Here is a 13,934-nt window from a genome sequence, read left to right on the forward strand (position 1 = left end):
GCAGTTCCAGAAACCGCTGACATTCCTGTACAGGCACTGACGCCGGCCCGGACTGATCCCGTGCGCGGTCTCCGCTTGCGGTGTCCGCGCACGGCCGGACCCGTCCTTTCGGCTCACGGCTCATCGTAACGGGTTCTCCCGGCAAACAGGCAGAGAGATATCTCTGTCTGTTTGCCATGCCCAAAAAAGATCCTGGATCCCCGCTTGTCCCTCTTGCTTATATGCAAGCCTTTATCGGACCTGCCTATACGTCCTTTTTCGCCCGATTATAGTGCATATGCGTCATCCGAGGGATAACTCAACTGATTGACATTGGGTGTGACCAGAAACCAACGGACTTAGATGTGAACCCTAATGTGGGGTGATTAGGGAATGGCTTCATGCCCCGGAGGACCAGAGAGGAAGCCCAAGAGACGGTTCCATGGTCCGTTTTCCGGCATACATACCTCGGCGTATGGACCAGAGAATAGTCCCGTTCCTTGGCCACACTGCCTTATAGAAATCATAGTGACATTAAATCAGCCCTGCAGTGTCTAATCCCTGCAGGGCCGATTTTTCTTGACGTTATATCAGTTTCATCGAATCATTCTCCATCTTCTCCACAGCAATACTCCCGTTCCAATGAGTAGGATGCTGTCGAGGATCGTGAAGAACCGTGTGCCGGGGCCGCCGGTGCCCGGCAGTTTCACTCCGGCATCATTAACTACTTTTAATTGGTAACCAGGAATGTCATTGAGACGGTCCTTTTGTGTCTGTCCCCCTGTTTTTCTACTGGCATGAACAAGGGGACGGATACAAAAGGTCCGTCCCCGCAAGTCTTTTGAAGTTATCATGCTATTAAATCAGCTCTGCAAGGTTCTGTACCTGCAGAGCCGATTCTTCTTGGAATTATTTCATTATCGTCAAATTGTCAAATTAGTCTCCGTCTCCTCCAAAGCAGCCATCCTGCTCCTGCAATCAGGATAGATCCAAGGATGGTGAAGAGCCTTGTCCCAGAACCGCCGGAGTTCGGGAGGGCTGCGCCGGGTTCGTTGCCAACGACAATATCATAATTAGCAATACTCACCATGTCTGTCGCATTACCGTTAATAGGATCACCCGCTTTATGACCATCATTGTCGTCACTTCTATATACGAGTAAGACTGTCGGTGCAATGTTTTCATTATTATACTTCACCTGGAAAATCGGGTTCTCGGTTACCTGGATGTAGCCGTCGGGACATTTCATCTCTACAATCTCATAATACCCGGCATCCAGATTGATGAAGGAGAAGATCCCAGGATTCTGAGGATTGTCCTTAACCACTACAGACTCCCCGGCAGGCACTTCTGCGGACTGTCCGTTTGGACGCCAGCTCGTGTCCTTGACCCATTCCCAACGAGAAACGCCCTCATCTCCGCTCATCTTCACCAGTTTTTTCTTCACCAGCTGGAACTCGGCTCCTTTCAGCAAAGTAGAACGATCTGGGATATTATCCTTGTCCACCTTGTAAAGGGTAACCTCAATCGGTGGCTTTTTCTGGTTGGTAAGTGTCCACAAGTCGGTTTTTTCTTCGGTTTCTTCATCGGTTTCTACACTCTTTTCCCACTTCACGAGATATTCCGAAGTCTGCCCATTCCAGTATGTAGGCGGATCGGGATTCAAATCGATCGGCGGCGGATTGGTTGTATTCACTGAATCCGCAGTAGAACCTGCAGCAGGGCGAATTCCTGTTTCCTTGACCTCATACTCGTAAACATAAGACATAGTTTCGCCTTCATGGTACTCGAATAGCATGAGGTTTGTGAAGCTGCCTTCCCAAATATTTTCCTGGGAGCCTGCTGCTTGCGCCCCTCCTTGTATACCCGCGTCATCATTTGCAATAATCGTGGGCAATCCATTGGCGTCTGTTGTTGTGAGCTTCATAGTGTATTCGTGCGTTTCTTCAAGGACCATAAGATCCGTGACATCTTTCTGGTTGTCGAGTACTTTTTCCAACAGCTCACTAATGTCCCATATGATCCCCTGAGGACTATACATGGTGACTTTCCACTTGTGGTAGTCTCTCTCATTCTCAGCAAAATCTTCATACCACTGGTCATTACCGGCATGCAGATCAAGGGTAATCTCTGTGGCAGAATTGATCGCAGGAATCGTGTATGTTACACCGGAACGGTGGTCTATGCTGGCAGAATCCGCACTAAACCCATAGCCCTCTACAAAATGATCATACTGATTAGTAACTCCGGTCGGGTTTGCCTCAATTGGAGTAATATTGAATTCGGCTCCTGCCGGGACATAAACTACAGTAGATAATTTGTTCTTAACATGTCCTGAACCAGGAACACCCTTCTCATCCTTCAGAACGACCGTTATCGGATAAAGCTTAGCCGTATGTCCATTCACATCTGTCGCCTGTGCTTTGTATTTCCGTTGTGTAACAGTGAAAACAACTTCTTCGTTCTTGTGGTTGTCAAGATTCAAATCCGGCTCGCCGTTTGCATATTTCCATTGTTTCTTGACATCGAAGTGTGTCACTTGATCCGTCGGACCCAGAGGCTCATTTGTGATGGTGAAAGAGTAGTCGCCAGGCTGCATTTCTCCATCTTCCTGCTGGGTATCATCTCCCGGCTGTGGATCATCTCCCTGTAGATCATCATCCCCCTCTTGCTGGCTACTATCTCCTTCTTGCTGTGGATCATCCTTTTCTATTATCTCACCACCTGAGATCATAGATTTGTACTCAGTGAGAGGAGTATCCTCTGTAATGAAGTACTCGTATTTATAGTATACATACTCCCCATTCTCCCCAATCTGCTGATCCCACGAGGCACCGGTCTTCGGAAGCTTATAGACAGTTTCTTTCCATTGGTTCACGGCATAACTAAGCTCCCCTGTATATCCGTCCATCGCTGAAACGAGGATCTTAGTCACATCTTGTGAATCAATATATTCCCATTTCTTTTGCCCTGGATTCTCATCATCATCAACCCACTGGTAGCGTTTTCTGTGGATCGAGTATTTGATAGTCTCAGAATGGTTAGCACCATTTGGCTGATCATCTGTCCATACCTTCTCCACTTCAACGGCGGTGGTATTGATGTTGTTGGTGAAGATTGCTTCAGGCGAATCATCTCCATTCACGCCGGGCAATACCTTTAACGTTGTGTAATTGATAACATCTGATGCTGTTCCATCATCCGGGTCATCCTCATTACCCGGGTCATCTCCGTTATTCGGGTCATCCCCATTGCCCGGATCATCTCCGTTATTCGGATCATCCCCATTGCCAGGATCATCTCCGTTATTCGGGTCATCCCCATTACCCGGATCATCTACGTTATCCGGATCATCCTCAGGGATTTTGGATACGCTGACCAGCTTTGTTCCGTTAATTGGATCTATCTCGGTAACTGTATACACACCCGGAAGCATATCTGTCACAGTGACGGTATTTTCAACCCCGTTTGTTATTGTAATGCTTACCTTGCCATCTTCGATCAGAGTTCCGTTTACCTTACCCTTTGCAGGTTTTCCCTCTGCATCTGTAATGGTAAAGAAGTATACGCCATCTGCATAGTCTGCCCAGTCGGTTTCTACTGCAGAAGCACCATCTACGGTTACATTCTTTGTGATCTTCAGGGAGCCTGTATCAATCTTGTTCTTAAAAGTAAGGTGGTTATCCCGGTTCCCGACAATTTCTCCGGTAATAGTATTATTACTTATGGAAGTAATGGTCTGGCTGGATTCAACTGTAGTGCTGACAGTGCCATCTTCATTTTCTGTCTCTACTTTGATCTGCTTCAGAATACTTATCAGATCATAATCGTCATATCTGTGATCATCGGGATCCTCACGATCAAGAAGCTCTTCGATCGTATAAGTTGTTCCCACCGGTACATTCGCAATGTAGAGAGTCTCAGTCTGGGTGATCGATAAAACCGCAGAAACCGTTGTCGTGGACGTTGTTTCAATTGGATTGCCCTCTCCATCCTCACCGTGATCTACTGCCGGTGTCATCTGATTGCCATAGAGCACAACCGTGCCAGTCTCGGGCTCCTCTCCTTCATCACTGATAAGGTAGGTAATAGTCTGTGCCCCAACCCGGTTTGGGTCACACTCACCTTCGTGAACAACCTCAACCATATTGCCGGTTCCATCGTCTTCTTCCCACGTGCTGCTGATAACTTTATAGCTTTTGCCGCTTTCATCCCACAGCATCCACACATTTTCATCCGTATCTTCATCATGAACGATATCTATCTGATAATAGTTTTCGTTTCCATCGTTATAGAAAAGTCCCTTAATATATGAGGGTATGCTTATACCATACCAGGGAATATGATCTCCTTCAAAAGGCCCTGGATCCGTTGGGCTGACCAGCGTAATCTCATATTCAAATTTCGTATCATCATAAGGAATGTTGTTCTGGTTCTGGTCAACCACAACTTTGTCCAACTTGATATAACCGCGTAAGGTGTTCTCAATTTGAAGTGCTGAGAGACTCGTCCCTGCAGCTGTCATACTCTTAATTGACCCGTCCTGATTAAATTCTACATTTCGAATCACACCGTCAACCAGCATGGGATGATATACCGGCGCGTCAAAGTCAAACTCATAGCCAATATTTTCTCCACGCTCTTTGATCGTATAATCGTGCCCAGGTTCCAAAATGTAATATGTCGTACCCTCATGAGTGACAGAGGGATAATCATAATCATCCGGATCCATATTATGGGCTATCATCTGAGCATAGCTGAGCATGAGGCCCGCAGAAATGGAGAAGTCCGCCGCCCAGCGAGTGCCAATCTGATGCGTTACTTTACCATATCTTACTGTCTTCATTGGGCTGCCAGGTGCCCAGACATAATGGCCTCCCACAACCTCGCCCTGATCATTATATTCGTTTTCCCATCCAATATTGACCGTTCTATAAGGAACTGTGTTATCTCCCTGATAGATATCGAACGTAACCTTGAATTGTTTTGAAGTACCATCAGGATTATACAGATACTGTGCCAGGATGCTGGCATCTCTTTCCACGTTCCACTGCTTCTCCAGCCTTGACTTGGTATCCTCCAGCTTCATTGGATCCGGGAAATCCATGGGGATCGGCTCCTGTGGTACAACACTGACCACTTCTCCGTCCTCTGTTGTGAGGATCGAATAATCAAGTTGCTGCCCATCATTTGTCAGAACAGCAAATCTGCCATTGTATATACCTTTATCGAAATCGTCACCGACTCCGGGATAATATGAAATACTTGGATATTCGGAACAGCCGCCCGTATAACCTGTTATATTGCCGTCTTCATCCGTCACCGGTTTTGCCCGATAATACAACACGTTGCCGTTCTCATCTTTAACAGCTTCTGTGCCGTCCTGGTCCCAGCTGATAGGAATCAGGACAGCATATGTCCCTGGCTGCTCATCTTCTCCGGGATAATATGCCAGTTCCGGATACTCTGTAGACCCGCCAGTATAATACAACACATTACCTTCTGTATCCGTTACCGGTGTAGCGTTCTCCTCATTCCAGGTACTATCGGCACCCTCCGGTACGTTATTGAAATCAGGAAGCACTGTAAGCCCATTGTTCAGCGCCGATACATAGTCATACGCATCCTGATTGGGCCAGACAACAAAATCCGCCTCATAGGTGTAGTCGTCCATGAGCATCCCAATGGGTGACAGATCCCAGATAAGCTTACCATTGTTATTGACATCCGCCAGAGCCATCTTATACACCGTCTCTGTTCCGTCGTCCCCGGTCAGTGTGACGGAGTAATACACACCATCATCATAGGAATTCTTCGGGTCAGATGCTACCGGATCGTTCGGATCTGACGTTTTTTCGTGCCTGACCACCTGAACATCACCATTCGGATAAGTTACATTGTTGATCGTGAAGGTCACATCAGGATCGCCGCCATCCCCAGGCATAGAAGCTGTGACGGTGTATAGAGGCGTCGTGCTTCCTTTCTTTGTGACTTTATAAAGGGCACTGGTAGGCTTGCCATCCGTAATATTGAACGTCATGGCATCCTGCCGGAGACCGTCTGTAATCTTGACCTGGGCGTGAGACTGGGTCACAGATATTTCAGAAAAAATATTCTGGAATGCCTGAACAAGTTTTTCGGTGTCTGTGGCGTTGGTGAAATATTTCTGAGCTGCTGGAGAATCCGGAAAATAGTCTGTTGGTTCCTGATTGTCATGAACGTTATCATATTCATATTCAGATTCACCATATGCGTAATTCGTTAAACGAACCAGATATTTATAGTCGTCGTTAGTACCATATGTGAAGATATTGTACAGCTTATAACCATTTTGTACTATTTTTCTGGCTTCATCTGTAGAATCCTCATAAGCCGGTTCACAGGAATTTCGGGGACGATTTCGATTATCTTTCTGCGTCGCATTATGACCACTTGTTCCATAATAAGCACCGTCTTCTTCAGTAATCGACCATGTGGTTGCAGTCGGACCGCCGTCGGTCAAAAAAACGACGTAATAATCTTCTTCGTCACCATCCCCGCCTACTCCATTCACTCCATTCTTTTTTTTGTCAATTACATCATATGCATATTTTAATGCTTCTTCCCAGTTAGTTCCCCTGGCGACACTTGAATCATCGTTGATACCGTTCATCAAATTAGTCTTATCAGTTCCCGTTTGCCAGTCTACCTCAGTATGGCTATTCCAATTTCCACCAAGATAGTTCTTTTCCTGATCCTTCCCTTTAAAGGTGGCAAAGCTGATAACAGCTATCTCGACATTATCACTATTCTCTCCGCTGGCATCATTCTTTCTCATGAGGTTGGTAATTACACCATCAAGGGCTGCCTGCTCTGCGTCTAGCCTCGTACCATTTGTAATTCGATAATAGATTCCATTTGCGGGATTATACTCGTACGGAATCCCCATTCGTGAATAACGCCATACACCGTCATGATAAGTAATCCAGACATAAGAACCATTAACATTGCCGTACAATGTTGGCCCATTCTCATAATCGGTTCCAGAATATTCAATATAAGCTTCTCTGACAGTATTAGTCACCATACTGCTCGAGCGGTCCATAACAAACAGTACATTAGATTTTTTTGTCTCTGTAACGGTATATTCTTTACTGTCACCAGTCACGCTCAAAGACAGTGTATACGTACCATCTTCTTTTCCATTTTTCTCGTTCGGAACAAGACTCTTCTTAGGGTCAGGTTTTTCTAAAGGTGCAGGCGTACCTAAAGACGACAGCCTAAGTTTGGGAACATGAAGTGCTCCTTCAACATCTTCCGTCTTATGACCGACATATGTTCCTATTACAGAGAAGCTGTCCTGATCATAACGATATTCTATCAAACGACCTTCTTCGTCTGTCTTTGTCTCAATTTCTTCAATCAGTTCAACCTCTTCATCATTCTTAAAATGAGAAACACCAGTAAGATACTCTTCAATTTCGTCAACACCTAAGCCTTCTTCGTAACTGATATCCACCTGTACGGATGTTTTCGGTTCAATCTTATTTTCCCCATGCATTAGAGTGATGTCGAAGAAACGAGCCTGGTCAATATTCACCATCGGGACATCTTCAGGAATATAATCCTCATCCTGATCACGTTGTTCTTCCTGTTCGAAATAATCTTTATTTACCTCTATCCAGGTTCGGCCAATAAGCTCCCGGTATTCGTCTGTTCCTTTCTCGATTTCCGTCACTACAAGTTTCGTTCCCGCTGGAATCTCAGCATCATCGTCGAATGTCAGCGTAATTTTATATGTCTTTCCATCTGCAGTCAGAACATTTGTACTAATTTGATAATCTGTCACCCGGATGTTAAATACTTCTCCATCCTTCATCGTCACAGTCAGACTCTCTTCGCTAGTGAACGGGAGCATGCTAATTAAAGCCCAGTCACCGGCTTCCACTGTCTGCGCATTAATCTCCGCAATTTGCTCTTCTGTCAGCTCCGCGCTGTACTGACACTCCAGCTCACGACTCTCCTTAATCTGACCAACTGTGGTTTCTTTCCCAACTTTGCTTACATCAATCAACTCAGGGCTGCTGAATTCCACAGAAGCAATATCCGTAACAAATTTCTTCGCCGCATCGTTTGCCTCAACATCAAGCATGCCCTTAGCATCCTGTGCTTCATCGTCTTCTATTTCAGCATCATTTTTATCTGAGTTTGTATCACTAATTACACCCAGCACTTCCACGAGATCAATAAAGCTGACAAATCCTCCCCCGGGGAGTGAAAATTCGTATACTTTTCCATCCACTTCCCAGTGAAAGTCCACGGTATAAACAATGGCGTAAATGGAGAAGGAATCAGCATCAAAAGTCAGAGTATCTGCCGGTTCATTTCCAGTTTCTTTTTCTGTGTCTTTGGCAGTTTCGTTTTCATTTTCCTTCTCAGTTTCTTTTTCCCCGTTTATATCCTTTTCCGCATCTTCCTCTTTATTTGCATCTTTTCCGATGTCAGTGGAGGATTCCTCTATAGTTTCCATTACAGTCGGTTCCTCTTCCACATGCACGACAACAGGAGCCGTGGTCTGGTCTTCGACTGCGGCTTTTATAGCGTCTGATGTCATGCTGACCCGGATCTGTTTTCGCGGTTCAATCTCTTTACCGTTTGCGTCACGGAAGGAAATGTCCACGGCATGGAAGCCGCGGGTCTTATTGCTGACGGAGTCGTTGGAAGTCACTGCATTTTCCACAGCCTCTGCGACGCTGTCCAGGTCATCTCCGGTCACATTGGCGAGGACCATGGTAGTACCCTCCGGGAAGGTGTCTTCATCCGCTTCGACATGAACTTTTATGGTCGTTGTCTCCGCAGCGGACTCCATCGTATCTGTGTCAGATCCCAGTTTTCCGCCATGGACGAAAATACTCTGGTCAAAGGTAACTGCGGGCATACGAACAGAAGACTGCCGATCCTCCTCTTCAGCCTTTTCTGAATTGTCCTCTTGAGATTCATATTCCTCAGATGCTTCTATTTCTTCGACACGCACTTCCTCCATCTTCAGTGTTGTACTGATTTCGTCAGTGCCCTTAATACCGAGTTTTTTATCCTCCTTTACTTTCTCTGCAAAAACGATTTTCGCTTTCTTTTTGACAGTTGTTGTAATGATTTTTTTCACAAGCTGCTGTCCGGCGAGGTTTTTGTCTTCAGAGACCTCTTTCTTTTCATCGGTCTCAGCATCATCTTCTTTTGTATCAGCTGTCTCAGCTTTGTCTGCCGAATCTGCCTGGTCTGAGGTCTCTCCATCGTTGGCTTCCGCATCTGCCTGGTCTGCATTCTCACCATCGGCAGCTTCCGCATCTGCCTGCTCTGCGTTCTCGCCATCGGTGGCTCCCGCATCTGCCTGCTCTGCGTTCTCGCCATCGGTGGCTCCTGCATCTTCCATCCTTACATCGGTGTCCGTATCCGTCGTGATCCAGTCCACCTGCTGCATATTGAAATCCAGGGTCAGCCAGCCGCTGACTGTCTCCCCGGCCTTGGTCGGCTGTCCGCCGGCATCGTAGCCGTGCCGGTTTTTCTCGATCGTATAAGGAGAGAAGGTGATGATCAGGTCCTGTCCGATCAGCTCTCCGGATCCACGGCCGGATTCGTCCAAATCAAAGACATTCTCAACCTTGACGGTTGCGCTGACGCATTCTGTGCCGTCTTGTTCCGGATGCTCTGCCAGGTACTTTTCCCTGTCATCAGAAGGATTTCTGCTACCTTCCACAGCCTCCAGCCCCAGATAGGCTTCATGCTTTTCCTGGTCAGTTATTTCAAGAGTGTTGAGATTCACATAGCTCTTTGAGATCCCGTTCTCAGTCTGATTGATCGCCTCGACCTGCCGGTCGGTGAGGTGCAGGTTTGAAGGCAGGCGGTATCTGGCCACCGGATTCGTCGCATTGAGATTACCCGCCGGAATCGTGTATGCCAGATAAATACGGATGAGATCACCGGGAGCAAGAAGACTGTCAGTTCCATCTTTGTCATCTTTTGCGGCATCATCCATTTTCTTCCAGTCGGTAACTGCCAGACTGTCTTCCACCGCTTCTCCGTCAGATGCTTTATGATAGTAAATCCCGGTACTGTTAGTCAGAGCCCTGTTGAAATCAATCGTATCCAGAACAGGGGTATAAGTGTTCTCTGCCTGGTTGATTCCTCCGGTCTGTGCGATAGCGCTGTTTTCCGGAACTGCTGCAGCTGCCCCCGAGGAGCCTGTTCCGGCTGCGGCATCGGTACTCGTCTCTGTATTTGTAACAGTTCCTGTTTCTTTACCTGCATCTGTTGTGTTTTTGTCTGTGTTTGCAGCTGTATCCGTTGGAGCTGCATCGCCCGCATCTGCGTCCGTTGACTGTGCGTTGGCTGCATCCGGATCAACTGCATCTGTTCCTTCTGCATTATCGGCATTGCCGTTCTCAGAATCTGCGTCGACGGCTTCATCCGGGTCTTCCGATGATTTTTCATCTGCTTCTGAATCCGCTTCCGCCGGGTCTATTGAGTCCGCCGGATCCTGTGATTCTGCTGAATCCCCTGTGCCTTCATTCAGCTCGTCCCCGGAAGCAGAAGCATCCCCGTTGTCCTGCAATTCTTCTTCAAAATCTTCCTGCAGGCTGTCATCATCGCTGCCTTCATGGCTGTCTGTATACTCATCGTCCGAATATCCATTATCTGCCTGGTCAGCTTCCTGGCTTCCGGAATCCTGATCATCTGTCTGCTCACCATCAGTGAGTTCCAAATCAGCCATTTCCTGGCTAATGTTTCCCTCGACGGACATAGTATCGAAATCAGACGCTCCATCTTCAAACGACAGATCATCCTCTGTTGGCAGACTATCCTCAACCGACAGACTGCCCTCAACCGACAGATTTCCCTCCATTGACATGTCAGACAAATCCGACATATCTGACAAGCCATCTTCAAAGGATGCGCCAGCCTCGTCAGACAGGTTGTCCTCTACTAAATCGCTTTCTTCGGCAGGCAGGCTGCCATCTTCTGACGCGTTTTCTTCAAGAGACAGACTGTCCCCTGCAGACGTTGTTTCCCCATCAGGCAGACTATCCCCGTCAAACGTGTTTTCTTCGAAGGGCAGATCTTTCTCATAAGATGAATCTTCCCCGTAGGGCAGATCATCTCCATAAGACGAATCTTCCCCATAAGACAGATCTTCCCCGTAGGACAGGTCTGAAGTTTCTGCTGCTGCCGAGTTCAGGCCTTCTGTCACCTCAGTTTCTTCAAAATCTGCCGTTTCTTCCACGCCTTCATAACAAGCAGCAGAATGCGTATGCGCCTCAAGCCCACATATCAGAACCTCTTCATAGCAGTCCTCTGTATGTTCGTGGTCTTCGGACTCCTCCAAGCCGCACACAAGCATCCTTTCATAACAAGAATCATCATGCTGATGCGCAGGAATTCCGCATAAAGCCTCCTCCTCCATTGTAATAGCGGGGAGCACAAGCGCATATGTAGTGATAAATACGACGACAGCCGCGGTAATCGAGACAAAACGTGTAAGAAGCCTGCGATTCTGACGGCTGCGAAGCTTTTCATAAACACGATTGATTAACGTTTTCATAAACACACTCTTTCCCTGTACTTTTACAGTTATTCCGAAATCATTGCACAAGGTTTTCCCATCGATATGTCAATATGTTTATATCTCTCCAAATGTTCAATCCGTTTTAACGTACCTGATTAAATCTGTCTGTTACTGTGTCTGTTACCATCTTTGTTTTCTTTGTTTTGCGCATCAGGTTTCTGTTACAAGGCTGAAGTTTATCCTGGATTTATACTAAAATAGCTTCAATTTATACAAATAAATATAGGTATACTATCATACTAATTTTAGCAAAGACACTATCTAATACTCCGTCAAAACATCGGCTATCAGTGTGCATTTTCGGGTGTTAAAATGTAAATTTTTTGTGTCTAAAATATGATGTTAAAACATACTTTCAGGGTTGTGATATTCCGGCTCCGAAAGGCTAAGGTCACCTATGACAGGGGAAAGATAAAGCGATATTCCGGCTCAGAAAGGACAAGGTCACCTATGACGGGAAATAGTAAAGCGATATTCCGGCTCCGCAAGCACAAGGTCACCTATTCCTGCGAGACAGCAAAGCGATATTCCGACTCCGGAAACACAAGGTCTCCCACTTGGAAGTCTGCCTCTAATTTGAAGAAAAAAAAACCGGCCGAAGCCGGATTTTCCCTAATTTTAAGTGAACCACTGCTTGCTTAATGTGATAGCCCCCTGCCTGTAAAAATCAACAAAGATCACCCGTGGATTCTGTCTGGAGGACGGCAGAAATACAAGCCTGGCAGACTGCAGAGATACAAGCCTGGCAGACTGCAAAGATACAAGCCTGGCAGACTGCAAAGATACAAGCCTGGCAGACGGCAAAGATACAAGCCTGGCAGACTGCAAAGGTACAAGCCTGGCAGACTGCAAAGATACAAGCCTGGCAGACGGCAAAGATACAAGTCTGGCAGACAGTAGAAATGCAGAAGGAATGCAACAGAAATACAGACGAAATGCGAATCAGCTGCGCTGTCGCCGAACGATTTCGGGGATCTCGCTGAGTGCAAAGATTCGTGGAACTGCGTCCAGAACGGCGCGGCTCTCCAGAGCTTCGGGGTCCTGCAGCGCCCTGGCAAAAGCGGGCTCAAGGTCTTTGGAAGCTTCTTTTGGGAAAAGACCGTCTGCTGCTGTGAGGAATCCGGACGCCGGCTTTCCTTTACCGTTCATCTCGCTATCTGTTCCATGCTGTGCTATGCCGGGATGTACTGTACCAGGCTGTTCAATGTCGACTCGTTCAGTGCTGGTTTTTGCCCGGTCGGGATGCAATGTGCCGGGCTGTGCCGTACTGATCTGAGCCATACCAGGCTGTGCTATGCCGGGATGCACTGTACCGGACTTTGCAGTACCGATTTGTGAAGTACTAATTTGTGCAGTACTGGTTTGTGCCATACCAGGCTGTGCCAGGCTGGGCTTATCGGCAAAAGCAGTTTCAGAATGACGTAAGTGATTCTTTTGTTTCCAAGGCGGGATAAACCAGCGCGCCTGCATGCCGGCCGCTGCTGCGCCGCCGTAATCGCGGACGATATTGTCGCCGATAAAAAGGCACTCTCCGGGCAGGCAGCCGGCCTTCCGTGCACAAAGCATGAAGAAGGCGTTTCCGGGTTTGTCAGTGCCGGCTTCCTCGCTGGATACAATGAAATCCATGTATTCCATGAGTCCCAGCCTGATCAGCTTTTCATACTGCATATAGACAGTCATGTCAGTCCCCAGCCCGATCCGAACGCCCATCCTCCGAAGCTCCTCCATTATTTCCCGGGCTCCGGGAGACAGTGCCATATTGTCAAGCACTCCGCGCCAGTAGGCCTTTGCCATCTCCAGGGCATGGGGATGGAGCGGCAGCTTCTTCTCCTCCAGAAGGTTCTGAAAGCGGAGCAGGCGATTATGGGCAGAACCCACATCTCCCATTCGCTCTGTGAGTTTCTCCCTGGACTCCTCGTACAAATCCTTCATCCTTGGATAGTCCCATCCGAAAACCGGCTCCGTATAAGCTGCAAGCGCCCGGATCCCGAACTCATTCGCTGCGTCAAAATTGTACAGCGTGTTATCCAAATCAAAAATAACAGCTTTAATCATCTCCACCTCCCGGAGAGTGCGCCAATTCGATAACTGATATGTGCCAGTTATAACGATCTATCCGAAATGCCGGCTAAAGCGGTTTACGGTAATTCCCAATAAAAAACTGCCCCTTAAAGACCATATTAATGACCGTAAAGCCATTATGTGTAAACAGGGAGGCGTGAAGCCTCCCTGCTGCGTTCTTTCGGACATATTTTAAACACAACGCATTAAAAATTCCATACATTATCATAAAAATTATAAAGGCCTTCAGCGCAAAATTATAACAAATCTTCAGCGTAAAAATCTTCAGCTCAAA

The 13,934-nt window shown here is 47.1% G+C and carries 2 protein-coding genes; both read right to left on the minus strand.

The features are described 5' to 3' along the window. Nucleotides 1-910 precede the first annotated feature (910 nt). Nucleotides 911-11,554: a SpaA isopeptide-forming pilin-related protein gene (locus BLT02_RS05385; protein WP_092992344.1), complete on the minus strand. Its 10,644-nt coding sequence runs from the start codon at nucleotides 11,552-11,554 to the stop codon at nucleotides 911-913. 966 nt (nucleotides 11,555-12,520) lie between these two features. After that, the gene (locus tag BLT02_RS05395) at nucleotides 12,521-13,633 is read right to left on the minus strand and encodes an HAD family hydrolase (RefSeq protein ID WP_092992348.1); all 1,113 of its coding nucleotides are present in this window, start codon (nucleotides 13,631-13,633) and stop codon (nucleotides 12,521-12,523) included. Nucleotides 13,634-13,934: the final 301 nt, after the last annotated feature.

The sequence above is a fragment of the Sarcina sp. DSM 11001 genome, from assembly GCF_900101015.1.
Taxonomy (GTDB): Bacteria; Bacillota; Clostridia; order Lachnospirales; family Lachnospiraceae; genus CAG-791.

What these genes read in the sequence shown, in the direction of transcription:
- BLT02_RS05385 (WP_092992344.1), bottom strand. Translation starts at nt 11,554, where the DNA reads ATGAAAACGTTAATCAATCGTGTTTATGAAAAGCTTCGCAGCCGTCAG.
- BLT02_RS05395 (WP_092992348.1), bottom strand. Translation starts at nt 13,633, where the DNA reads ATGATTAAAGCTGTTATTTTTGATTTGGATAACACGCTGTACAATTTT.